This is a genomic window from Streptomyces sp. 2A115 (genome assembly GCF_052245575.1).
Lineage (GTDB): Bacteria > Actinomycetota > Actinomycetes > Streptomycetales > Streptomycetaceae > Streptomyces.
In genome coordinates, this window is the sequence record NZ_JBQQCG010000080.1 from 31,262 (window position 1) to 55,338 (window position 24,077).

Below are 24,077 nucleotides of genomic sequence, written 5' to 3' on the forward strand. Positions count from 1 at the left end.
CCCCTCCGGTCCTCGGCCGATCCCGATCGGCCTGTGCGAGCCGATCCCGTCCGGCCGTTGAAGCCGATACCGCATCGGCCTCAGGCGGATCCTGCCCCCTGCGGCGGGGCCGGGAACGGCAGGACGGCCACTGTTACGTTGTCGTGGCCCCCGCCGTCCAGGGCGTGACCCACCATGACCTGGGCGCTGTGCAGCGGCCGGGCCGCGGCGTCCGGGGGGATGACCTCGGCCATCTCCTCGGCCGACTCCGCGTAGTTCCACAGCCCGTCGGTGCACACCACCACTACACCTGGCCGGTCCGGCTTGAAGGAAGCGGTGTGCGGCTCCAGTTCGTACGCGTCCGCCCCCAGCCAGCCCGTGATGGCGTGGGCGCGCTCGTCGGCGTACGCCTCCGCCTCGTTCATCAGGCCCGCGGCGACCATCTGGGCGGCCCAGGAGTCGTCCTCGGTGAGCCGGGCCGGGGGAGAGGTCCGGTCCACCGGGACCCAGTAGGCGCGGCTGTCGCCGACCCAGCCGACGATCAGCAGGCTGGGGGTGACGATGGAGCCGACGATGGTGCACGCCGGGGCGTTCTGGTGCGGTTGGTGCTCGTGGGGCGAAGGGGCCCGGTCCGCCAGCGAGTTGACCGCCTCCGAGGCGGCGATGATCGCCTCGTGCATGGCCTGCTGCGGGTGTGTGCCGCGCGGCAGGGAGCCCAGGAGGGACTCGTTGGCCGCGCGGGAGGCGGCGAGGGAGGCCTCGTCGGGGCGGGTAGCCGAGGACACACCGTCGCAGACGATCGCGACGACCGCGGGCGAACCGTCGGACAGCGCGGTCGACGACACGGTGAACGCGTCCTCGTTGCGGTGGTGACGCAACCCCCGGTCGCTGACGGCGGCGACCGCGGCCAGCTCCTGCTCCATGTGGTCGCGTTCGCGCGGCTGCGCGTGCCCGCAGTTCTCGCAGTAGCCGTCCCGGTCGACATGGCCCGAACGGCAGGCCACGCAGACCTTGGTGCCCGCGGCGGGCGTCGCGAAGCCGGCCGTACGGGGATCGCCGGCCGTGCGCGGATCGGCGGACGGCATCTCGGGCGGCAGCGGCGCGGCGAGCGGGTACTCGTCAGGTTCGCCGGAATGGGCGGCGGACGGCGCGAAGGACGGTGCCGGGGGCGCGACGAAGGGCGGTGCGGCGGGCGGCACGGCAGACGGCGCCCCTGGCCGGTCGAACCGTACGCCGGGGCTGTCGGACTCGCCCGACTCCCGGCCCTCGATGTCCGTCGGCAGGACCACGGGCACGGGTGTGTTCGAGCTGTCCACCTCGGGGGCGACCGGCCAGTCCACGGACGCCGCGGCCGCAGGGGGCCGCGCCGCCGTGCCGTTCATGGCGATCGTGGGACCGTCGTCCGGCGGCGCGGGCACGGCCGACAGGTCGTACCCGCACGCACCGCAGAAGCGGTCACCCGACTCCAGTGGCTCCTCGCAGCTGGGACACTTCGACAATGCCGGCAACTGGGGCATCTGCGACATGAATTACACCCACGTCCGGGGGCGGTAGCGGTTGGCGCGCTCCACCAGATCGATCCTCTCCTCGCCACCTTGGGCGAGCCGGGCCAGTGTCCGGTACGAGCGCTCCAGTCCGAAGCGCAGGCCCCGCTCGTCCAGGTCACTGCCGAGCAGTACGGTTCGCGCTCCGGTATTCGGCGGGGCGGAACCCTGGCTACCGGAGAGTACCCAGTCCAGGGCACAGCCGAGGACCTCTGTGGACAACTGTTCGCGGCGGACCGCGTCCAGACCGTACCCGTTGAGCGCCTCGACCTGGGCCGCGGCCGAGGTGAGGTCGTCCAGGAACGGAGTGTCGGCCACTCCAGATCCGGCTCCTGGTCCGCCTCCTGGCCCGGATCCGCTTCCTGGTCCGGATCCTGGACCAGAAGGCAGGGTGGCCTCGCTCAGCCGCTGCCTCAGCCGTGCCCGTACGGCGGCGACGCGGGCCGCCGTGTAGTGGATCGACGCCTCCGGCACCGACTCCAGCGTCCGTACGGCTCCCCGGCGGTCGCCCGACGCGAGCTGTACACGGGCCAGGCCGAACGCCGCGCTCACATAGCTCGGGTCGGTGGTCCACACGAGGCGGTAGTACTCGGCGGCGTTGTCCAGCTGCCCGAGTACCTCCGCGCACAGGCCGAGGGCCAGCTTGGGCGCGGGCTCGCCGGGGAACGCGTCGTAGATCGCGTCGAAGGACACCGCCGCGACCTCGTGGTCGCCCGTGGCGAGCGCCGCCACGCCCCGGTACCAGACCACCCGCCAGTCGTCGGGATGATCCCCCTCCAGGGCTTCCAGCGTCCTGGTGGCGCTGCCGAGTTCACCCATCTCCAGGCGCGCCCGCAGCTCGCGCAGCCGCAGCTCCAGGGAGCCCGTGGGCGCCGCGTGCAGCGCGGTGATCAGCTCCGCGGGCGCGGACGCCATGAGACCCGCCAGGAATCCGGCGTTCGGGTCGCCCGGGTCCACCCGCGGCACTGGCAGCGCGAGCGCGGCGGCGGCGGTGTTCAGCGGCTTGACGAAGGCGGCCGGAGCGGTCGGGGAGGCCGACGAGAAAGCGGCAGCCGACAAGAGGGCGGGGGCCGGGCCGGGAGCCGGTGGCATGGCCGGCCTGCCGTTCGCCCCGGCGGACAGCTCGGACGCGCCCTTCTTGCCCAGGGCCCTCCCCAGTACCTTCTCCCGTGTCCCGCCTCGCACGGGAATGATCCGAACACCGAGCCGCGACACATCCCCGTCCAGGGTGGCGAACAACTCCGTGTCCGTGACCCTCAGTTCGGGCCCGAACAGCGTGGACAGCGAGGGCCGCGCCCGCCCGGTCTGCACGGAGACGACCTCGCGCAGCACACCGGTGAGCTGCTCCGCCATCTCCTGCGCGGAGGCGAACCGGCGGGCCGGGTCGGGGTCGGTGGCCCGTACGAGGAGCCGGTAGAAGGACTCGTACGTGCGGAAGACCTCGATGTTGCCGGGGTCGGGCAGGGAGTCCACGAACACGTTCGTGTAGCCCTGGAAGTCGAAGGTCAGGACCGCGAGCGTGCGGGCGACCGTGTAGAGGTCGGAGGCCACCGACGGGCCGACGTCGGCGACCTCCGGCGCCTGGTACCCCACCGTGCCGTAGATGGCCGACTCGTCGTCGTCCATCCTGCGCACCGCGCCCATGTCGATCAGCTTGAGCTGGTCCTCGGTCTGGATCGCGTTGTCGACCTTGAAGTCGCAGTACAGGAGGTTGCGGCTGTGCAGATGGCCGAGGGCTTCCAGCGCCTCGATGCCGTACGCGCAGGCCTGCTCCACCGGCAGCGGGTCCCGCTTCCCCTCCGGCGTCCGGCGGCCGTTGGCGATCTCCTTGAGGGACTTGCCGCCGACGTACTCCATGACGATGTAGCCGTCGAGGGAGCCGGTGCGCTGGTCGAGGTGCTCGACGAAGTTGTAGATCCGCACGATGTTGGAGTGCTCGATCTCGGCAAGGAAGCGGCGCTCGGAGATCGCGGCGGCCATCGCGTCCTGGTCGCCCGTGTCGAGGAGGCCCTTGAGGACCACCCAGCGGTCGGACACCGCTCGGTCGACGGCGAGATACACCCAGCCGAGCCCGCCGTGCGCGAGGCAGCCCGCGACCTCGTACTGCCCGTGCACGATGTCGCCGGTGGTCAGCTTCGGTACGAACGAGTACGGGTGGCCGCACTTGGTGCAGAAGCCCTCCGTGCGCCCGGGGCGGTCGCCGCGTGAACGCCCCACCGGGGCGCCGCAGTCGGAGCGCGAGCAGAACCGCTTGCGCTCCGGGACCTCGGGGTTCTCCTGGATCATCGCGCGCGGGTTCGGCCGCGGCACGTCCGGGACCTGCACCAGGCCGACGCCGAGCCGGCCGCGACCGGAGGACCCGGCCGTCGAACCGGAGCTGCGCACCGACACCGAGCGGCCCGTCGAGCTCCCTGACAGGGAACGCGAGAGCCGGCCCGACACCGAGCGCCGGGACTGGGCGGAGCGGGACGAGGAGCGGGAGGACGCGCGGGAGCTGGAGCGTGAGCTGCTGCCGCGGGAACCGCGTGAGCCACGCGAGCTCTTGCCGCCCGCCGTGATCCCGGTCGGCGGGGACCCCACCATGCCGCTCGCTGAGACGACCGGCGCCAGACCGCACGTGTCGCAGTACAGCTCGCCGCCGCCCACGTCCTCGTACGACCCCGAGCAACCGGGCCGCTGGCACTTTTTCTCCTGAGTCATCGTTCCCCCCTCCGGTCCTGTGGCCCGCCTTGGTCGGGGACCCTGGGCACCAGCAAATCGGCGGCCGCGTGCTGGTAGCGCAGCACCGCCTGTTCCGCCACGCGCAGATCGCAGGGCGCGCTCCACAGCATGCGGCGCGCAGCGTCGTACCGCTCCACGAGCAGTGGATCCTCGGCGAGGCCGTGCCGGGCGACCTTCGCCTTGTAGGCGTCCAGGCGGCCGCGCAGCTCCGCGCGGACCGCGAGCGGCGCGGTGACCGCGGTCAACGACTCGCGGGCGCGCAGCAGTTCGTACTCGGCCTTCTCCTCCAGGGACTCCAGAAGCGGCGAGAGGCGGTGCCACTGTGCGTGCCTGCGGTACTCGGAGGCCGTCGCCAGCTGCTCCTGAAGCGCGGTCGGCGGGCCGCTCACCGCGGGCACCTCGGACGCGGCGATCTTCGCCAGCACCTCGCCGCGGGCACTTCTCGCCTCGGCCAGCGTGCGGTCCGCCCGGCTCAGCACGTCCCGCAGCTTCACCAGGCGGGCCTCCGCGTCCTGGCGCACGGTGAGTACGGCGTCGATCTCGCGGCGCACCTCCTCCAGAGCGCGCGCCTCCCGGTCGTAGCGCGTGGTGTCGGGGCGGCCGCCGCCCGGCGCCGAACTCCCCTGCGCGGGAAGCCAGAAGTCCAGCGGGTCGGAGATCACCTGCTCGCGCAGCGACGTCAGCGTGCGGGTGATCCGCTCCAGGTCGTCGCCCGACGGGTGCTCACCGGGGCGTACGCCTACGGAGTGCGCGAGCCGGCGGGTGCGCTGCAACTCCGCGGCGAGCAGATCGATCCGGGCGGGCAGCGCCGACCACACCGCGTCGGACGCGACGACCATGTCGAGCGACTGCGCGTACAACTGGTTCATGCGGTCCACGAGTTCGGCCAGCGTGAAACGTTCGCTGAGCTTGCCCGTGCCCGCCATCGTGGGCGCCGAGGCCGTGGCGGACGCGCTGCCCGCCACAGTGACGCTCTCGCCGCGCAGCAGCTCCGTCAGCTCCACGAGATCGTCGCGGTTCGACCAGCGTCTGCGCGAGCGGATCTCACGCGCGGAGCGCAACGCGTCCGCGTAGGCGTCGAAATACGCCCACAGCAACGTGATCGACGCCTCGGCGGCCCCCCAGCGCTCCTTGGTCGTGCCCGTGAGCTCGGCGCCTTCGAGGAGTCTGCGGCCCGCGTGGTCCTGGAGGGCGAGGAGCGAGGTCTCGATGGCCTCGTGCTCCGCGCCGAGCCGCGCCAGCGCACGGTCCACCTCGTCCCGGTCCATCACCGGCCCGGAGGGTCCCGTGACGCCCATCGATCACCTCTCACTTTCGGTTGTGCCGGTTGGATGTTCCCCGTTGGTTCTGGACGTTCCCCGTTGGCTCGTCGGTTACTTGTACTGGACCGGGGGCGGTCCGGCCGACGCGCCGAGGCTCGCGGCGAGCCAATCGTCGTACGACTTCTGCCAGCCGTCCTTGCGGTAGTCCACCAGGATCTGGTTGACCCGGCGTACCAGATCGACCGAGTCCTTCTTCATCGCCACGCCGTAGTACTCCTCGGTGAACGGTTCGCCCTTGAGCTCGACCGTCGGGTCCTGGGCGGCCTGGCTCGCGGCGAGCGCGCCGTCGGTCACCACCGCGTCGACCTCGCCGAGCTGTAGCCTCACCAGGCAGTCGAGTTGGTTGGGCACCGTGGTCTTGATGTCGGCGGACGCGACGAGTTCGCCGCTCTTCTTGTCGGCTTCCAGTTTCTCGTACGCGGTGGAGCCCGTCGCCGAGCAGATCCGCTGGTTCGCCAGTGATTCGTCGTACCCGGTGATGTCCGAGCTCTTCGGGGCGAGCACCTGCTGGCCGGTCTTGAAGTAGGGCGACGAGAAGGCGACCTCCTCCAGCCGCTTGCAGTTGATCGTCATGGTGCGCACCACCATGTCGACCTTGTCGCCCTGGATCGCCGGGATGCGCTCGTTGGTCGGGATGGCCTGGAACCGGACGTTGTTGGGCTTGTCGCCGACGATCTGGTCCGCGATCGCGTGCACCAGGTCGATGTCGAAGCCCTCCAACTCGGCGGTATCCGAGGTGCTGTTCGGGTCACGGTAACCCCAGCGGTAGCTGTTCTGGTCGACGCCGACGATCAACTGGCCGCGGTCCTTGATCTTCTGGACCGTCTCGCCGTTCTGATCGCCGGAGGCCGGGTCCAGGCTCTGGGCCTCGGGTTTCTCGCACTCCTCGGCCTTGGCCTGCTCGCCCTGGGCCACTCCCTGGCCGCCGACGCCCGTGCTGTCGTCCTCGCGCGACTGGGCCACCGGCAGCAGCAGTGCGAAGACCACCGCCAGGGCGCAGACGACCGCCATCGCGCCCACCCCGCCCCAGCCCCTCAGGCTGGCCCGCAAACGCCGTGCGTTCATCGTCATGCCCCCTCTCACCGGTACTCCGACAGCCTGCGTCCGATGCCGAGCACCGCGCCCGCCGCGGCCAGCACGGCGAGCGCCGCGGCGCCCACCGCGAGGCCGTTCATCGCGCCCCGGCCGTCGCCGGCCGCCTGCTTGAACTCGGCCGCCTCGTGGATGAGCGCGTTGTTCAGGGCGATGTCCACGTTGTCGAAGCACTCGCCCGTCGGCTGGTCCGCCTTGGAGCCGATCACCTTGTCCAGCGCGCCCTGGTAGTTGCCCGCGTTGTCCTCCTTGCGGGCTTCCTTGTGCCGTTCCTTCCAGACCTTCATGTTGGCCGTCGCGGCCTCCACCGGCTTCACACCCGCGCTGTTGTCAGCGAGGTCCTCGGCGGCGCTCAGCTTCGCGGTGAGCTCCGTCATCTGCCGCTCGAAGTCGTCGTCGAAGACGTCCACGACCCTCTCGTTCTCGCCCGTGCCCACCGTCTTGGTCTCCGCACCGCGGGCGACCAGCGTCAGGTTCTCATTGCCCCGGGCCTTGAGCGAGGCGATCCTGGCGTCGTTCAGCGTGTTCAGCGAGCGGACCCCGTTGTCGTACGAATCGTTCAGCCCGGCGCGGGCGACGCTGTGGCCGACGACCAGCCAGAGCAGCACGACCGTGGAGGCGGCCGTGGCGGCGGCCAGGCCCTGGTTCAACACCCGGTTCGTCCGCCGGTAGTTGCGCCGCTGGGCCCAGACGAGTCCGCCGAGCGCGACGACGCCCACACCGATCGCGATCCACGGATAGGGCGTCGCGGCGTCGTAGTCGGAGCGCAGTTGCTGGTTCTCCACCTTGTAGAGATCCTCGGCGTCGCCGAGCATCACCTGCATCTTGGAGTTCGCGTACCGCAGGTAGGCGCCGCCGAGGGGGAAGCCCTGCCGGTTGTTGGCCCGGGCACGCTCGACCAGGCCCTTGTACTCGGGCAGCCGCTTGTTGAGCTTGGTGATGGTCTTCTCGGACGGGGAACCGGGCTCGGAGTTGGACGCGGCCGTCACCAGCTTCTCCGCGGCCACGCTGATGTTCTCCTCGTAGTCCTTGCGGGACTCGGCCGTCTCCTGGCCGCCCGCGAGGAAGCCGCTGGACGCCGCCGTGTTGGCGGCGGCGAGGGAGCGGTAGATGTCCGCCGCGTCTGCGCTCAGCGGCTGACTGCTGTGCAGTACGTCGTCGGCGGCGGCCGAACGCTCCGTCATCTGCCAGGCGGTGACCGCGCCGAACGAGACGACGAGGAGGGCGAGGACGGCACCGATGATGCGCAGCCGCCCGGGCTCCGTGGTCGCCGCGGCACGCAGCCGGTCGACGCCCTCCGCCCAGGCCGTACGGCGCGGGGGCCCGGGATCGGACGCGGGCGGGCGGCCCTGCGGCCCCGGCGGCGGAGCCTGTGGCGGCACCGCGGGCATGGTGGGCGCCGGAGTCCCCGGTGGCGCCGCACCGCCCTTCTGCTGGTATGTCACTCGACCTCCCCCATGGTCATCGGCCGGTCACCTCCGCCCGGCGACAGGGAGCCCGGAAAGAGGTGCACGGCCGCAAGTATCGCCGCCGGGACTGACATCCGCACAGGCCTTGACTCGATCTTGTTCGGATTGCAGCACAGTCGCAGCACAGCGAAAGATCCCGTACCTCCCCTGACGATGAATACGCCAACCCGAACAGTTCGGTTCCCCTGGATCAGACCCCTTCGTAAAACTCGCGCACGCGGGCGTGCGCGCGGGCCGGGGCGCCCACGTGGTCGAGGCCGAGAAGGGCGGATCCGAGGACCGGCCGCGCGGTGACGACCTGGGGTACGGCCTTCGGTGCCCGCTCGGCCAGCAGTTCCCCTATCCGGTCGTCGAGTTGGGGGTGACGGGCGGCCAGGATGCTGCCGCCGAGCAGGACCGGGGTCTCCTCGTCGAGCAGGTCGAGGCGGGTCAGGGCGACGCCAGCCATGGCCACCACCTCCTCCGCGAGCCGGTCGACGAGCGCGCGGGCCACCGGGTCGCCGTCCGCCGCCGTGGCGAACAGGACCGGCGTCAGCTCGTGGCGCCGCGCGTAGTCGATGTGCTTCAGGTGCAGGGCCTCGATCAGCGCGTACATGGAGTCGAGACCGAACTGGGCGGGCAGGGCACGGACCAGCGAGGTCGGACCGCCGCGCCCGTCCTCGGCCCGCGCCGCGTGCCACACGGCTTCCTCGGCGAGGCCACCCCCGCCGCCCCAGTCACCGGAGAGACGGCCGATGGCCGGGAAGCGGGCGACGCGCCCGTCGGGCCGCATGCCGACGCAGTTGATACCTGCGCCGCACACCACGGCCACCCCGCGCGGCTCGGCGATCCCGGCGCGCAGGATCGCGAAGGTGTCGTTGCGGACCTCCACGCTCGTCCCCCACGCGCGCGCGTGCAGCGCGGCGGCCAACTGCTTCTCCTCCACGGGGAGATCGGCGTTGGCGAGACAGGCGGAGACATGGTCCACGGAGGTGACGCCCGCTTCGGCGAAGGCCCGGCCGACGGCCTCGGCGAGCGTGTCCACGGCCTGCCGGACCCCGACGACGGGGGGCTGGAACCCGCCGCCGCGCGCCGTGGCGAGGACGCTCCCGTCGTCCGCCACGACCGCGACGTCGGTCTTGCTGTTCCCCGCGTCGATGGCGAGGATCCGTGCGGTCACGCCCACGCGAGGTGCTCCCGGTTGTGCGCGATCAACTGGTCGGTGAGGGCGTCGGCGTACGCGTGCTGGCCGATCAGGGGATGCGCGAGCAGCGCGCGGAACACCCGCTCGCGCCCTCCGTGCAGCGCGGCCTCCAGCGCCAGGTCCTCGTAGGCGGTCACGTTCGCCATCAGGCCCGCGTACAGCGGGTCCACCGGCGGCACCGGCAGCGGCGTCGCGCCCCGGGAGCCGACCGCCGCCTGCACCTCGATGACGGCGTCGTCCGGCAGGAACGGCAGCGTCCCCTTGTTGTACGTGTTCACCACCTGGTACGGACTGCCTCCCCCGGCTCCGCCCAGCAGGGCCGCCGCGAGATCCACGGCCGCCTCCGAGTAGTACGCCCCACCCCTCTTGGCGAGCAACGCCGGCTTCTCGGCGAGCTCCGGGTCGGCGTACATCGTCAGCAACTCCCGCTCCATCTCGGCCACTTGGGAGGCCCGCGACGGCTTCGTACGAAGCTCTCGTACGACCTCGTCGTGCGCGTAGAAGTAGCGCAGGTAGTAGGAGGGGACGACGCCCAGGCGGTCGATGACATCGCGTGGCAGGCGCAGTTCGGCGGCGATTGCGTCACCGTGCTCGGCAAGCAGCTTGGGCAGGACGTCCTCGCCCTCGGGGCCGCCGAGCCGCACACCCGTTTCCCAGGTGAGGTGGTTGAGGCCCACATGGTCGAGGTGCACATCGGTCGGAGCGATGCCCAGGAACCCGGCGAACATCCGCTGGAACCCGATCGCCACGTTGCACAGTCCGACCGCCTTGTGACCGGCCTGGAGCAGGGCGCGGGTCATGATGCCGACCGGGTTGGTGAAGTCGATGATCCAGGCGTCCGGGTTGGCACGCCGTACGCGCTCGGCGATGTCGAGCACCACCGGAACCGTACGCAGTGCCTTGGCGAGGCCGCCCGCGCCGGTCGTCTCCTGCCCGACGCAGCCGCACTCCAGCGGCCAGGTCTCGTCCTCGCCCCGGGCGGCCTGGCCGCCGACGCGCAGTTGGAGCAGGACGGCGTCGGCGCCCTCGATGCCCGCGTCCAGGTCGGAGGTCAGGACGATCCGGCCGGGGTGCCCCTGCTTGGCGAAGATGCGCCGGGCCAGGCCGCCGACGAGCTCCAGCCGGTCGGCGGCCGGGTCGACGAGCGTCAGTTCCTCTATGGGCAGGGTGTCCCGCAACCGGGCGAATCCGTCGATCAGTTCCGGCGTGTAGGTCGAACCCCCGCCGACGACTGCCAGCTTCACCCTTTGACTCCTGTCAGTGTCACGCCTTCGATGAAGGCTTTCTGCGCGAAGAAGAACACGGCGATCACCGGCGCCATGACGAGCAGCGTCGCCGCCATGGTGAGATTCCAGTTCGTATGGTGGTTGTCCTTGAAGGACTCAAGGCCGTAACTGAGCGTCCAGGCCGCCGGATTGTCGCTGGCGTAGATCTGCGGCCCGAAGTAGTCGTTCCAGCAGTAGAAGAACTGGAACAGCGCGACCGCCGCGATCCCCGGCTTGGCCAGCGGCACCACGATCCGCAGCAGGGTGCGCAGGTCGCCGCAGCCGTCGACCTTGGCCGCGTCGAGGTACTCGTCCGGGATGGTCAGCAGGAACTGGCGCAGCAGGAAGATGCTGAAGGCGTCGCCGAAGGCCATCGGGATGATCAGCGGCCACAGGGTGCCCGTCAGATGCATCTGCTTGGCCCAGAACAGGTACATCGGCACGATGACCACCTGCGGCGGCAGCATCATCGCGGAAATGACGAGCATCATCGCGATCCGGCGCCCGCGGAAGCGGAACTTGGCCAGCGCGTAGGCCACCGGGACGCTGGACAGGACCGTCAGGACCGTGCCAAGGCCCGCGTAGAGCAGGGTGTTGCGCCACCAGGTGAGGAAGCCGGGGGCGTTCCAGACCTTCGAGTAGTTGTCCCAGTTCCAGGAGCGTGGCCACAGGGCGCTGGTCAGCGCCTGCCGGTCGTCCATCAGGGACGTGAGCAGGATAAACACGAACGGCATGATGAAGAACAGCGCGGCGGCGATGCCGAGAGAGTGCACGGCGATCCAGTGCAGCAGCTCTTTGCGGCGGGCGGCACGGGCCGCCGGGCTCCGGCCGGTCGCGTGCGCCGGGTCGCCCGTGGTCGGGGTCGGCGGGCGCGCGGTGACGGTGTTGGTCACGAGGATCAGTCCTCCACCGAGATCAGGCCGCTGCGGCGGCGCATCAGCAGCGCGGTGAACGCCATGGACAGAGCGAAGAGCACGAGCGCGACCACGCAGGCGGAGCCGGTGTCGAAGCGCTGGAAGCCCAGGGTGTAGACGAGTTGGGGGAGGGTCAGCGTCGACTTCCCCGGGTAGCCGGGCTCGTAGATCTGGCCGGCCCCGGCGCCGATGACACCGCTGGCCGTCTTACCGGCGATGAGCGGCTGCGTGTAGTACTGCATGGTCTGGATGACACCGGTGACCACGGCGAACAGCACGATGGGCTGGATGTTCGGCAGGGTGACGAAGCGGAACCGCTTCCAGGACCCGGCGCCGTCGAGCTCGGCCGCCTCGTACTGCTCCTTGGGCACGTCGAGCAGCGCCGCCATGAAGATCACCATGAGGTCGCCGATGCCCCACAGCGCGAGCAGCGTCAGCGCCGGCTTGGACCAGGCCGGGTCGTTGAACCAGCCGGGCTGTGGCAGACCCAGGTCACCGAGCACCTGGTTGACCGGCCCGGTGCCGGGGTTCAGCAGGAAGGCGAAGGCCAGGGTCGCCGCGACGGGCGGGGCGAGGTACGGGAGATAGAAGGCGGTGCGGTAGACCCCCGCGCCCGTCTTGATCTTCGTGATCAGCATGCCGATGCCGAGGCCGAAGACCACCCGGCACGCCACCATGATCACCACGAGCCACACGGTGTTGCGCATCGCGGCCCAGAAGAACGGGTACTGGCTGAAGACGTACGTCCAGTTGGTGAGGCCGTTGTACGTGGGCGGCTTGAAGCCGTCGTACTTCATGAAGGAGAAGTAGACGGTCGACAGCAGCGGATAGATGAAGAAGACGCTGAAACCGATGAGCCAGGGGGAGAGGAACGCCAGCGTACGCAGCCCCTCCCGGCGGCGCTTCGAGCGAAGCGCCGCCGAGTGGCCGGAGAGGGTCGTCATCGGGCTACTTCGCCTTGGCGATGTCGGTGTCGATCTGCGCGGCGGTCTTCTTCAGGCCCGCGTCCAGGTCCTTCGTCTTGCCGGACTCGAAGTCGTACGCCAGGTTCTGGAGCGTCTCCTGGTAGGCGCTGCCGTTGACCGCGGCGGGCGCGGTGCTGCTGTTCGGGTTCTCTGCGATCTTCACGAAGGCCTGCATCGTCGCGTCGTTCTCGAGCTTCGGGGACTTCAGTGCCGCGAAGGTGGAGGGGACGTTGTTGATGGCATTGGCGAAGGAGACGACCGCGTCGGTGTCGGTCGTCATGTACTTCGTCAGCTCCCAGGCGGCGTTCTGCTTCTTGCTGGTGGCCGCGACGCCGATGATCGTGCCGGTCAGGAAGCCCTTGCCGTACGTGTCCGCCTGGTCGTCCGGGACCGGGAAGGGTGCGACGCCCACCTCGAAGTCCACGCCCGCGTCCTTCATCATCCCGCCGCGCCACTCGCCGTCGATGTTCATGGCGATCTGCCCGGTGTGCAGCGGGTTCTGGGCGGACCACTCGTCACCGAAGGTGGAGCGGTACTTCTCCAGCTTCTTGAAGCCGCCCAGTGACTTGACCATGTCCTGCTGCCAGGTCAACAGCTCCTCGAAGGCCGGGTCCTTGGCGACGTTCGACTTGCCGTCGCTGGTGAAGTACTCCGGGCTCCACTGCGCCGCGAGGTGCGGCACGGTGACCTCGTAGCCGTGGAAGGTCGGCATGAAGCCGAGCTGTGAGTAGCTGTCGCCCTTGGACTTGGTCAGCTTGATCGCGGCGGCCTTGAACTCGGACAGCGTCTTCGGCGGGGACGTGATCCCGGCCGCCTCGAACGCCGTCTTGTTGTAGTAGAGGCCGTACGCGTCACCGAGCAGGGGCAGTGCGCACCGCGTTCCCTCGAACTGGGTGTAGTCCAGCATCGGCTTGGGGAACGTCTTCTCGGTGTCGATCTTCGACTTCTCGAGGAACGGGTCGAGATCGGCGAAGACCCCGGACGAGCAGAACTTGCCGACGTTGCTGGTCTCGGGGGACGCCACCACGTCCGGGGCGTTGGACCCACCGGCGCGCAGCGCCTGGTTCACCTTGTCGGCGTCGACGTTGCCGACGACCTTGACCGTGATGTTCGGGTGCGCCTTCTCGAAGGCGTCGACGTTGGCCTGGATCGCCTTGACCTCGCTGGGGGCGCTCCAGGGGTGCCAGAAGGTGATGGTGGACGGCTTGCTCGCGTCGTCGGTCGCGCCGGACGTGCTGGAACCGGTGCAGGCGGAGGCGGTCAGAGCGAGCGCGGTGACCGTACCGGCGAGACATACTCGGGTGATTCTGGGCATGACGGAACTCCTCGGGGCAGGGGCGGGAACGAGTGCGGGACGAGTACTGCGGTGCGTGGGCATGCCGGAGGCAGGCGGGACCACGTGGGGGATGGCGTCTGAGGGGGACGGGAGCCCGCGGGTTGCGGGACGGGATCATGCCCGCGGATCAGGGGATTGCTGTCCGTGGTGCGGATCAGGGGATGCGATCCGCGGTGCGGTCAGGGAGTGGTGCGGGTCAGGGAGTGGTGCGGGTCAGGGAGTGCGACCCGTGGTGTCGAAGACCTCGTCGCGGGTGGCTGCGAGGGCGGACTGCAGGGCTCCGGTCAGCACGGGGTTGTCGGGTGTCGTACTGAGCCGGATGGCGGGTCTGGGCACGGCCAGTTCGGCCAGCTCGGACTGGATCAGGGAGCGCAGGGGCTCCCCTCCGGCCGTGATCAACCCGCCGGCCAGGATGATCAGTTCGGGGTCGACCACCGCGACGATCGCGGAGAGTCCGGTCGCGAGACGGGTGGCGAACTCGGCGAGGACGGCTTCCCCCGGTCCGGGTGAGTCGGCCGTACGCGCCGCTTCGGTGACCACCGCCGAGGCCTTCTCGGCGAGGCTTCCGCCGGGCGGGGGTGTCAGCCCGTGCTCGCGGGCCAGCCGCAGTACGGTCCGGCACCCGGCGAGTTCGTCGAAGCCGCCCGAGTTGGTGCGGGCGACTTGACGCACCAGCGGGGCGCCGGGCACGGGGAGGAAGCCGACCTCGCCGGCGCCTCCGGTAGCGCCCCGGTGCAGCCGGCCGCCGATCACAACCGCCGCGCCGATGCCCCGCTCGACCCAGAGGAGGGTGAAGTTCTCGCAGCCGCGCGCCTCTCCGATGCGCTGCTCGGCCACGGCGGCGAGGTTGACGTCGTTCTCCACCTCGAAGGGGACCGGGCCGAGCGCGGCGGCCAACTCCTCCAGCAGCCGGGGCGAGTGCCAGCCGGGTAGATGGCTGGCGTAGCGCAGGTTGCCGGTGGTGGGGTCGAGGGCGCCGGGTGTGCCGATGACGAGCCGGTGCACATCGGCGCGGTGCAGGCCGGCGTCCTTGACCGCTCCGTCCAGTGCCTGCAGTACCCGGTCGATGGCGCCCTGGGCGCTGCGGCCGGGGGTCGGCAGTTCGAAGCGTCCGACGGTGCGGCCGGTGATGTCGGCGACCGCGGCCTCGATGCCGGTGGGGGTGACGTCGAGCCCGGCGACCCGGGCGGCGGCGGGGTTCACCGTGTACAGCTGTGCGCTGGGGCCCGGTCTGCCTTCGCTGGTGCCGGTGGCGAGGACCAGACCGGCGGTTTCAAGCCGGGCTAGGAGCTGGGAGGCGGTCGGTTTCGACAGCCCGGTGAGGTTGCCGATCCGCGTACGGGACAAGGGACCGTGCTCCAGCAGCAGGTCCAGGGCGGCACGGTCGTTCATGGCGCGCAGGACGCGCGGGGTGCCCGGCGTACCGGCGGATCCTGCCATGTGTGTCTACACCTGCCCTTCGCCTGCCCAGCTTCCCAGCCACGCGGCCGGGAAGTCCACCTGCTCTGTCACTGTTAGGAAAGTTTCCTATCGGTGGGAGGAAAGTAGGCCCAGGGCGTGGAGGGCGTCAATAAGGACGCCACCGCGGCAACAGAGTCGTTACCTGCGGGGGCGGAGTGAGGGGCGCGCGTTACTCGGATGATTTGGTGGGGAGCCGATGACCCGGCGGGGAGCTGAGGCGGCCGCGCCGCGGCTCCCGCCGGTGCTGTGGGAGGAGCGCCTTCGGTTCCGTCGGCTCCGACTCTTCCGTCTTGTCGGATCAGCTCACCGCTCCGGCGAACCGGAAGCGGCCCCACTGACGGCAACGTAAGCGGACGAGTAGGCGGCCGGTCAGAGCGTCCTCGGCACGACCACCACGAAATGAGGCAAGTGATGAACAAGGAGGCCGACCGGCCTTCCCCTGACTGGCCGGCGAACGCCTGGCCGGTGGGCACGCGTGTCCGTGTCATCCAGGATCCCGCCTGGGCCGGCCCGTGGCCGGTGGAGTTCTGGGGAACGGTGGACGATCTGCGTCCGCCGTTCCCGGTGGATCACGCGTCGGCACGGGAGGGCGAGCTGGTCTACTGGATCCGCTTCGATGAGCCCCAGGTCGACAATGACGGCTCTGGTCCCTACCGCGGTGCGGAGATCTGGGACCGCTACCTGACCACCGACACCTGACCATCGTTACCTGACCAAGGAGGCGACGGAGCCGGTCGGGTGACCCTCCGCCCGTACGCACCACGCGTCGGCCGCTTCGCTCCGGCGCCTCCGGACGCCATGAGTTGAAGGGGTCGACCGTGTCCGGGACAGGGGCGGCGGGACTCGGTGGCCTAACGCGCGGCGGGGCCAGCGGGCCGCGGTCTCAAGGCTGATGAGGGGTTTGTTCATGCTCAGCTGGCTGACGACCGGGGCGGTGCCCGGAACACCCGGGCACCGCCCCCCACATATGAGAAGGCTCTCTCCCCTACTTCGTCACATTCGGCGGCGCTGCCGGAGCCAGCGGGGAGGCCGCCTGCGCCTGAGGTGACCCCGTGTTCGAGTACGCCGACGGAGCTGCCATCCCCGCCGTCGGGTCGGCGGCCGGTGCCTCCTCCGGCTGGGCCGGGAGGCCGCCCACGATGCGGATGTTCGCGGCGTCGAAGGCCTGCTTGATGCGCCAGCGGAGTTCGCGTTCCACGGAGAGGGCCTTGCCGGGCATCGTCTTGGCGGAGACGCGGACCACCATCGAGTCCAACAGCACGCTGTCGAGGCCCAGGACCTCGATCGGCCCCCAGAGGCGTTCGTTCCAGGGCTCGTCCTTGCTCATGGTCTCGCCGACCGCGGTGAGGGTCGCCTTGACCCGTTCCAGGTCCTCGTCCGAGCGGACGGTGACGTCCACGCCGGCCGTGGCCCAGCCCTGGGAGAGGTTGCCGATGCGCTTGACCTCGCCGTTTCGGACGTACCAGATCTCGCCGTTGTCACCGCGGAGCTTGGTGACGCGCAGGCCCACCTCGATGACCTCGCCGGAGGCGACGCCCGCGTCGACGGTGTCCCCGACCCCGTACTGGTCCTCCAGGATCATGAAGACGCCGGAGAGGAAGTCGGTGACCAGGTTGCGGGCGCCGAAACCGATCGCCACGCCCGCCACACCGGCGGAGGCCAGCAGCGGGGCCAGGTTGATCTCGAACGTGCCGAGGATCATCAGCGCGGCCGTGCCCATGATCAGGAAGGACGCGACCGAGCGGAGGACCGAGCCGATGGCCTGGGAGCGCTGGCGGCGGCGTTCGACGTTGACCAGGAGGCCGCCGAGGGCCGTGCCGTCGACCGCCTGGGCCGTGCGGTTCATGCGGTCTATCAGCTTGGTGATGGACCGCCGGATGACGAATCTCAGCACTCCCGCGATCACCACGATCAGCAGCACCCGCAGGCCGATGCTGAGCCAGGTGGACCAGTTCTGCTCGACCCAGCTGGCGGCGTTGTTCGCGCTTTCCTGGGCGTCCTGGAGCGTTGGCGCCGTCGGTTCGTCGGTGGGATCGGCGGCCGACAGGACGGACAAGAACACGGCAGGTACCTCCAGGCGTAGCGGTCCGCCCGGGCAGGGACATCGGGTGAAGTGCCGACGGGCGGAACCACCACACTAACGGGGCATCTTGTGTGGATCGTTGCAATGTTCGAGGGAGAGACCGTGCTCACGTGGGGAAGAAGAGGGTGTGGTCGAAAACACTCCCAGCCCGTTACCGGGACATGGTGGCGCTTCCACCAGGCATGAGGGGACACTGGCCACAGATCGTCCCGGCGCGAGCCACGCGCCGCCGGCGTACAAGGAGGCCATCCGTGCCGCATGTCCTGGTCCTCAACGCGTCGTACGAGCCCCTCGGTGTCGTACCGCTCCGCCGCGCGCTCGTCCTCGTCCTCGAGAACAAGGCTGTCTGCCTCGAGGAATCCGGCGCCTTCATGCATAGCGCGACCGTTACTGTCCCCGCTCCCAGCGTGGTCCGGCTGAAAAGGTTCGTACGGGTCCCTTACCGGGGGCCCGTTCCGCTGACCCGTCGGGCGCTCTTCGCCCGCGACGGCGGCCGGTGCATGTACTGCGGTGGCGTCGCAACCAGCGTCGACCACGTCATCCCGCGCAGCCGCGGGGGTCAGCACGTCTGGGACAACGTGGTGGCGTCGTGCCGCCGCTGCAATCACGTGAAGGCGGATCGTCACCTGGTCGAGATCGGCTGGCGCCTGCGCCACAAACCGGCCCCGCCGTCGGGGCTGGCTTGGCGCATCATCGGAACCGGCCATAGGGACCCGCGCTGGCTGCCCTACCTGCAGCCGTACGGCGCGGAGGACGCGATGGCCCGGATCGACGGCATCTCCGCCTAACGATCCGGGCCTTCGTCTTGCCCCGCTTCCCGGGAGAGGAGCGATTGGCAGGTTTGGGACGCTCGCCGCCGGCCATGCGTGTCCCAAACCTGCCAGTCACTGTTTTGAGCTACGTGAAGCGCAGCTCCGACGGGTTTGCTGTGCGGCGGAGGAGGGGAACCCCGTGCGTGGGCCCCTCTGGGACGGTGGCGTACCAGGCGCAGAGCCCCATTCCGCCGATGCCCGCCAGCAGTGTCGCGGGGGCCAGTGGTAGCGCGGTCTCCAGGAGCAGCGCGCGGCCGAGTACCGCGCGCGGTACTCCGGCGGCGATCTGCGCCGCGAGCCCCCTGCGCCGGGTCGCCAGCGACTCGGCGGTGCCGACGGCGAGACCGGACAGCGTGATCACCAGGGCGACCAGGATGGCGGCGCCGGTCAGGTTGATGCCGGTGGTGTAGTAGGACATGTTCTCGGCGAACTCGTCCCGTCCGTTGACGGTGTCGAGCAGCACCTCCCGGACACCCAGGAAGCCCATGCCCACGACCGTCACCAGGAGTACGGCCGCGTGGGTGCGGGCACCGGCCCACGGGTCGTCGCGCAGCCGCTCCGCCGCGATCAGCACCGCGGGGTTCTCGGTACGGGCCGCGAGGCGGCGGCCCACCAGGCGGGCCGAGGCGCCGGAGAGCCACACCGCGCCCACGCCGGTCACCAGCACCAGGGCGAAGACCAGCAGTGGTGCCGTGGCGAACTGGAGCGGTCTGCCCCTGCCCATGTCCAGGTACGGGCTTATGAAGACGGGCAGCGCCAGGACCGTGATCAGCAGCACCCCCACCAGCAACGCGCGTCCCGGGCGCCGGGTCGGCCCCACCCTGCGCACCCAGCCGAGCGGCGAGGACACCACGCGGCGCAGCGACAGGGCACTCACCAGCGCACCCAGCGCCGGTACGGCGAACGCCACCAAGGCGATTCCGGCCCAGGCCAGGGCGGTGGGCTCACTCCACTCGCGCAGCATCATCAGTACGCAGAAGACCGTCCCGACCGCCGATCCGACCAGGCAGGCCAGGCCCGCCTCCAGCGCCGCGATCCGCCGCACCTGACGTGATGTGGCTCCGGCCAGCCGCAGCGCCGCCAGCCGCTGGTCACGGTGCACGGCCCCGATGCGGGCGCACTGCCCGAGAAACCCGAGCACCGGTACGAGCAGGAGCACCAGCGCGATGATCACACCGGAACGGTCATTGGGGTTGGACAGCAGCCCGTTGCCGAACGACACCGAGTACTGCCCCTGAAGCGAGCCGAGCGCGACGGCCCCGAGCGCGAACCCCGTCGCCAGCAGCGCCCCCACCGCCGTGAGCGTCACCCGCCACCACTCCCGCCGGTCCGACCCCCGTGTCAGCAGCCACGCGAGCCGCAGGTCGGTCCTCATCGGGACACCTCCACCGCGGCGTCGGCGTCGGCGTCGGCCTCGGAGACGACCGTCCCGTCCCGCATCCCGACCTCACGGTCCGCGTACGCCGCCACCTGCGCGTCATGCGTGATCAGCAGCACCGCCGTGCCGGACTCGCGGGCCGTGTGCACCAGCGCCGTCATCACCTGCTCGCTCGCGAGGGAGTCGAGCGCGCCGGTGGGCTCGTCGGCGAAGACGACCTTCGGGCCGGTCACCAACGCCCGTGCCAGCGACACCCGTTGGGCCTGGCCACCGCTCATCTCCCCGGGCCGCAGCTCCTCCTGGCCCCGTACGCCGAACCGCTCCAGCCACTCGTCCGCCCGCTCATGGGCGTCCTTGCGGGAGTCCCCGCGAGCAGCAGCGGCAGCGCCACGTTGTCGAGCGCGGTCAACTCGGGGATCAACTGCCCGAACTGGAACACCACCCCGAACTCCGTACGCCGCAGCTCGCTCAGCCGCCCCTCCGGCAGTCGGTCGAGGTGCTGCTCGGCGTAGACGACCGAACCCTCGTCGGGCGGACGATCCCGGCCAGGCAGTGCAGCAGCGTGGACTTCCCGCTGCCGCTCGCGCCGGTGACGGCGAGGATCTCGCCCGCGCGCAGCTCGACCGAGGCGCCGCGCAGGGCCCGGTTTCTGCCGTGCGTCTTGGTGAGGCCTCGGGCCGCCAGGATCGGCACGGCCTTCGGCGTACTGCTCACGCGCGTACCGCTCACGGGCGTACTGCTCATGCTGGGTCGACCTCCGCGGTCAGATTGGTGAGCCGTGCGGTGGTGGTGGTCATCCAACGCAGGTCGGCGTCAAGGTGGTTGAGGGCGTAGTCGGCCGAGAGGACCGTCGCGAGGTCGGCGCCCGGCGTGGTCTTCACCGCCGTGAACTCCCGCATCCGCGCCATGTGCGCGGCGCGCTGGGCGCTCAGATAGTGGGCCGGGTCCGCCGAGGCGAGGATCGCGCACACGACCTTGGCGAAGATCTCGTTCGTCACGAAGGGTGCGGGCGGGGTGATCTCGCCCGCCCACTGGGTGAGTTCCTTCGACCCCTCGTCGGTCGACCGGTACAGCGTCCGCTCCGGACCGCCGTCCGAGTCGGTCCCGTCGACCTCGGCGAGACCGTCGCGGACCAGGCGCTGCAACGTCGTATAGACCTGGCCGTAGGCCAGCGGGCGTGCCTGCGGGAACCGTTCGTCATGGCGTCGCTTGAGGTCGTAGCCGTGGCTCGGACCTCCGGCGAGCAGCCCCAGCAGGATGTGGCGGGTGCTCATGCCGCTCATTATGTACTCGGTATATGTAGTGAGTGAATAGTGATCGGCGAAGGAACTTTTCACCGCGGCCCGCCAGGTGCGCCTGCCGAGGTGGTCACTGGAAGCCGCTCGCCCGGACCGGGCACCCTTGGTCAAGTCGCGCATCGGAGGCAGGATGTGACCAGGGACACGTTGTCCGTGCTGTCACGTCTGCGGGCTCGCCCGCTGGGTAGGGCTGTTCTGACCCGCGTACGACACCCGACGACTTCCGACAAGGAGGCCCCCGTGGCCGCATCGGCACAGCTTCTGCTCCCGGCCCTCTCCAAACGCCCGGCGGACCTGCCCGCCGACCCCGACCTGCACCTCTGCGCCTTCAGCGCCGAAGGGGCCTGCGCCGAGGCGCCGCTCACCAGCGAGCCGCCCCTGCCGGACGCCGAGCCCCTCACCAGCGAACCCCCACTCGCCGACGCCGCGCCCCTGACGAGCGAGCCCACCTCCACGGGCGCCGCCGCGGGCCTGGACCCGTCGGGGGTCTAGATGCCGCTCTCCCGGCTCGCCGCGCTGCACGGCGTCGCCACGTCCTACAGCCCGTCCCCGGGCCGCACGGTCGCGGCCTCGGATGCCGCGGTCATCGCCGTCCTCGCCGCGCTCGGCGTCAACGCGAGCACACCTGACGCCGTCCGAACCGCCCTCGCGGCGCGCGAGCGGGAGCTACGGGAGAGACTGCTGCCGCCGACGGTGGTGTGCTGGACGGCAACGGCAACGGCAACGGCAACGGGAACCACCGGGACTGGGGCCGCGTCCGCGGTGAGCGGCGATGGGCTTGCGCCCGGCGGCTCGGCCTCCGCGGCCGACGGTCCCGTGCCGGCGGTCGACAGCGCCGGGCCGGTGGCCGACGGTCCCGTGCCGGCGGTCGACAGCGCCGGGCCGGTGGAGGGTGATCAGGTCCCCACCGCCCCGGCCGGATTCCCGAGTGACTCCTCCCTCGCCTCCGCGCTTGCCGCGCTACCGCCGGGAACGCGTCTCCGTATCCGTACCGAGCAGGGTGAGACGCGTGCGTCTGCTGAGCAACTGCCCGTAGGAGTACATGAGTTGGAGGCGACGGCTCCCGACGGGCGGACCGCTCGCGCTCACGTCGTCGTCGCGCCGACGCGGCTGCCCGCGGCGCCGGGGCGTACGTACGGGCTGCTCGTCCAGGTCTACTCGCTGCTCTCCCGGCGTTCCTGGGGCATGGGCGACCTCGGTGACCTCGCCGAGCTGACGGCCTGGGCGGGGCGGGCACTCGGGGCCGGGTTCGTGCAGGTCAATCCGATGCACGCGGCGGTGCCCGGCACGCCCACCGACCCCTCTCCGTACCGGCCTTCCTCGCGCCGCTTCCCCGACCCCGTGTACCTGCGCGTCGAGGACATCCCCGAGTTCGCGTACGCCGACGACCGCGACCGCATCCGTACGCTGCTGGAGCGCGCCGACCGGCAACGCGAATCCGTGCTGCACAAAGGCGCGTTGATCGACCGCGACGCCGTGTGGGAGCTGAAGAGCGAGGCCTTGGAGCTGGTACGGGACGTGCCGCTCGGGCCCGGACGGCGTGCCGCCTACTGCGACTTCCTCGCCGAGGAGGGCGAAGCCCTGGAGGACCACGCCACGTGGTGCGCTCTGGCGGAGGTGTACGGCTCCGACTGGCAGAAGTGGCCGAAGGGCCTGCGCGACCCACGCTCGGCCGAAACCGCCCGCGCCCGCGCCGAGTTGATGGACCGCGTCGACTTCCACAGCCGGCTGGCCTGGCTCACGGACGCCCAGCTCGCCACCGCACAGCGCAGCGCGCGCGACGCGGGAATGGGCGTGGGACTCGTACACGATCTCGCGGTCGGGGTTCACCCGGGCGGCGCCGACGCGTGGGCGCAGCAGGAGTACTTCGCGGCGGGCATGTCGGTCGGCGCACCCCCGGACGCGTTCAGCGTCCAGGGCCAGGACTGGGGCCTGCCGCCCTGGCGCCCGGACCGGCTCGCCGAGTCCGGCTACGCCCCGTACCGCCGCCTCCTCCGTGCCCTCTTCCGGTACGCCGGCGCCCTCCGCATCGACCACGTCATGGGCCTCTTCCGCCTCTGGTGGATCCCGCAGGGCCGCCCGGCCACCGAGGGTACGTACGTCCGCTACGACGCCGAAGCCATGCTCGCCGTCCTCGCACTGGAGGCGTCCCGTGCCGGCGCGCTGGTGATCGGAGAGGACCTCGGCACCGTGGAACCGGGCGTGCGCGAAACGCTGCATGAGCACGGCGTACTCGGCACCTCCGTACTCTGGTTCGAACGCGACTGGGACGGTACGGGCCTGCCGCTGCCCCCCGAACGCTGGCGCGCCGACTGCCTTGCCACCGCCACCACTCACGACCTGCCGCCCACCGCGTCCCGGCTCACCGGCGACCACGTCGAACTCCGCGACCGGCTGGGCCTGTTGACCCGGCCGGCGGAGGAGGAGCGGGCCGAGGCGGCCAGGGAGGCGGCGGAGTGGCTGGCCCTGCTCGCCCGGCTCGGACTGCTCGAAGGGGCCGGCGGCGGGGTGTCGGAGGAGACGGAGGAAGCGGAGATCCAGGCCCTGCACCGCTTCCTGCTGCGCACCCCCGCCCGCATGATCGGCGTCTGGCTCCCGGACACCGTCGGCGACCGCCGCCCGCAGAACCTGCCCGGCACCTGGGACCAGTACCCGAACTGGCGCCTGCCCATCGCAGACGCCGACGGCCGCCCCGTCACCCTGGAGGAACTCGCCGCATCACCCAGGCTGCACGCTCTGCTCGACGTGGTGCGGGGGCGAGCCGGGGGGTGGGTGTAGCTGGGAACGTGGCAGTTGTGCGCATAACTGTCACATTCCTTGAATGCAGGCCCCGCCGGCCCGCCCCATACGGCACCCCGGGCGCGCGGCCTGTTCCGCTGTTCGCTACGTTTGCACCGTGGACAAGAAGAACGCCCTGCGCGCCGGCGCCCTGGCTGCCGGTACGACGCTGATGATGCTGCTCATGTCGTCCCCCGCGCTCGCGGTGACCCGCGACGACGGTGACGACCCGGGCCCGGGCCTGAGCGTCATCGAGACGCTGGGGCTCTATGTCGCGGCGCCGATCGCGCTGTTCGCGGTCATCGCCGGCCTGGTCTGGGTTCTGGACGGATCGACCGACCGGCAGCCGAGGCCGAAGCCCGGGGGCAAGGCGCAGGGCAAGATGCAGGGCAAGGACCAGGTTCAGGCCTCCTGACCTCGGTCCTCTCCGAATTTTTCCGAGGGAGCCGTCCTCGCATACGTACACGGCCGTGTACG

The 24,077-nt window shown here is 70.8% G+C and carries 19 protein-coding genes and 1 pseudogene; 5 read left to right on the plus strand and 15 right to left on the minus strand.

The genetic code is table 11. From position 1 onward, the window contains the following. Positions 1-80: 80 nt before the first annotated feature. The 11 genes from ACTWQR_RS43835 to ACTWQR_RS43885 form a co-directional block, all read right to left on the minus strand. Complete coding sequence (locus tag ACTWQR_RS43835; RefSeq protein ID WP_443232895.1) at positions 81-1,496, minus strand: PP2C family serine/threonine-protein phosphatase; 1,416 nt, start codon at positions 1,494-1,496, stop codon at positions 81-83. Positions 1,497-1,508: 12 nt separating this feature from the next. After that, positions 1,509-4,223: a tetratricopeptide repeat protein gene (locus ACTWQR_RS43840; RefSeq protein ID WP_443232876.1), complete on the minus strand. Its 2,715-nt coding sequence runs from the start codon at positions 4,221-4,223 to the stop codon at positions 1,509-1,511. After that, positions 4,220-5,542 carry a hypothetical protein gene (locus ACTWQR_RS43845; protein WP_443232877.1) on the minus strand — a complete coding sequence of 441 codons (1,323 nt, stop codon included), beginning with the start codon at positions 5,540-5,542 and terminating at the stop codon, positions 4,220-4,222. The genes ACTWQR_RS43840 and ACTWQR_RS43845 overlap by 4 nt, the downstream gene beginning before the upstream one ends. Positions 5,543-5,617: 75 nt before the next feature. Beyond that, positions 5,618-6,631, minus strand: a complete 1,014-nt coding sequence (locus tag ACTWQR_RS43850; RefSeq protein ID WP_443232878.1) for a glutamate ABC transporter substrate-binding protein — start codon at positions 6,629-6,631, stop codon at positions 5,618-5,620. 14 nt (positions 6,632-6,645) lie between these two features. Further along, positions 6,646-8,103 (minus strand): hypothetical protein, encoded by a 1,458-nt coding sequence (locus ACTWQR_RS43855; RefSeq protein ID WP_443232879.1) that lies wholly within the window; start codon positions 8,101-8,103, stop codon positions 6,646-6,648. A 214-nt stretch (positions 8,104-8,317) separates the two neighbouring features. Further along, the gene (locus ACTWQR_RS43860) at positions 8,318-9,292 is read right to left on the minus strand and encodes an N-acetylglucosamine kinase (protein WP_443232880.1); all 975 of its coding nucleotides are present in this window, start codon (positions 9,290-9,292) and stop codon (positions 8,318-8,320) included. Then, the gene (locus ACTWQR_RS43865) at positions 9,283-10,554 is read right to left on the minus strand and encodes a 6-phospho-beta-glucosidase (protein WP_443232881.1); all 1,272 of its coding nucleotides are present in this window, start codon (positions 10,552-10,554) and stop codon (positions 9,283-9,285) included. The genes ACTWQR_RS43860 and ACTWQR_RS43865 overlap by 10 nt, the downstream gene beginning before the upstream one ends. Beyond that, positions 10,551-11,366 carry a carbohydrate ABC transporter permease gene (locus ACTWQR_RS43870; protein ID WP_443232896.1) on the minus strand — a complete coding sequence of 272 codons (816 nt, stop codon included), beginning with the start codon at positions 11,364-11,366 and terminating at the stop codon, positions 10,551-10,553. The genes ACTWQR_RS43865 and ACTWQR_RS43870 overlap by 4 nt, the downstream gene beginning before the upstream one ends. A gap of 107 nt (positions 11,367-11,473) precedes the next feature. Continuing rightward, entirely contained in the window at positions 11,474-12,433 is a 960-nt protein-coding gene (locus tag ACTWQR_RS43875) for a carbohydrate ABC transporter permease (RefSeq protein ID WP_443232882.1), read from the minus strand. 4 nt (positions 12,434-12,437) lie between these two features. Further along, a complete protein-coding gene (locus ACTWQR_RS43880) occupies positions 12,438-13,769 on the minus strand; it encodes an ABC transporter substrate-binding protein (RefSeq protein ID WP_443232883.1) in 1,332 nt (443 codons plus the stop codon). Positions 13,770-14,003: 234 nt separating this feature from the next. Then, positions 14,004-15,230, minus strand: coding sequence for an ROK family transcriptional regulator (locus ACTWQR_RS43885; RefSeq protein WP_443232884.1), 1,227 nt, complete (start codon positions 15,228-15,230; stop codon positions 14,004-14,006). Positions 15,231-15,662: 432 nt separating this feature from the next. Between ACTWQR_RS43885 and ACTWQR_RS43890 the strand changes: the two genes are divergently transcribed. Next, positions 15,663-15,950 (plus strand): ferrous iron transport protein A, encoded by a 288-nt coding sequence (locus ACTWQR_RS43890; RefSeq protein WP_443232885.1) that lies wholly within the window; start codon positions 15,663-15,665, stop codon positions 15,948-15,950. A 286-nt stretch (positions 15,951-16,236) separates the two neighbouring features. Here the strand turns inward: ACTWQR_RS43890 and ACTWQR_RS43895 are convergent, their stop codons facing one another. Then, positions 16,237-17,313, minus strand: a complete 1,077-nt coding sequence (locus tag ACTWQR_RS43895; RefSeq protein WP_443232886.1) for a mechanosensitive ion channel family protein — start codon at positions 17,311-17,313, stop codon at positions 16,237-16,239. A gap of 272 nt (positions 17,314-17,585) precedes the next feature. Between ACTWQR_RS43895 and ACTWQR_RS43900 the strand changes: the two genes are divergently transcribed. After that, a complete protein-coding gene (locus tag ACTWQR_RS43900) occupies positions 17,586-18,122 on the plus strand; it encodes an HNH endonuclease (protein ID WP_363105386.1) in 537 nt (178 codons plus the stop codon). A gap of 109 nt (positions 18,123-18,231) precedes the next feature. Here the strand turns inward: ACTWQR_RS43900 and ACTWQR_RS43905 are convergent, their stop codons facing one another. The 3 genes and pseudogenes from ACTWQR_RS43905 to ACTWQR_RS43915 all read right to left on the minus strand — a co-directional run bounded on the left by ACTWQR_RS43905 (position 18,232) and on the right by ACTWQR_RS43915 (position 20,798). Next, on the minus strand, positions 18,232-19,521 hold the full coding sequence (locus ACTWQR_RS43905) for an FtsX-like permease family protein (protein WP_443232887.1): 1,290 nt from the start codon (positions 19,519-19,521) through the stop codon (positions 18,232-18,234). After that, positions 19,518-20,268 (minus strand): annotated as a pseudogene (locus ACTWQR_RS43910) (ABC transporter ATP-binding protein). Before ACTWQR_RS43910 ends, ACTWQR_RS43905 begins: the two are co-directional and overlap by 4 nt. Continuing rightward, positions 20,265-20,798, minus strand: a complete 534-nt coding sequence (locus ACTWQR_RS43915; protein WP_443232888.1) for a PadR family transcriptional regulator — start codon at positions 20,796-20,798, stop codon at positions 20,265-20,267. The pseudogene ACTWQR_RS43910 and the gene ACTWQR_RS43915 overlap by 4 nt, the downstream one beginning before the upstream one ends. A gap of 264 nt (positions 20,799-21,062) precedes the next feature. Here ACTWQR_RS43915 and ACTWQR_RS43920 point away from each other — a divergent pair, with 264 nt between their 5' ends. The 3 genes from ACTWQR_RS43920 (at position 21,063) to ACTWQR_RS43930 (ending at position 24,015) form a co-directional block, all read left to right on the plus strand. After that, a complete protein-coding gene (locus ACTWQR_RS43920) occupies positions 21,063-21,314 on the plus strand; it encodes a hypothetical protein (protein ID WP_443232889.1) in 252 nt (83 codons plus the stop codon). Further along, a complete protein-coding gene (gene malQ / locus ACTWQR_RS43925; RefSeq protein ID WP_443232890.1) occupies positions 21,315-23,600 on the plus strand; it encodes a 4-alpha-glucanotransferase in 2,286 nt (761 codons plus the stop codon). A gap of 118 nt (positions 23,601-23,718) precedes the next feature. After that, positions 23,719-24,015, plus strand: a complete 297-nt coding sequence (locus ACTWQR_RS43930; RefSeq protein ID WP_443232891.1) for a hypothetical protein — start codon at positions 23,719-23,721, stop codon at positions 24,013-24,015. The last annotated feature ends 62 nt before the right edge of the window (positions 24,016-24,077 follow it).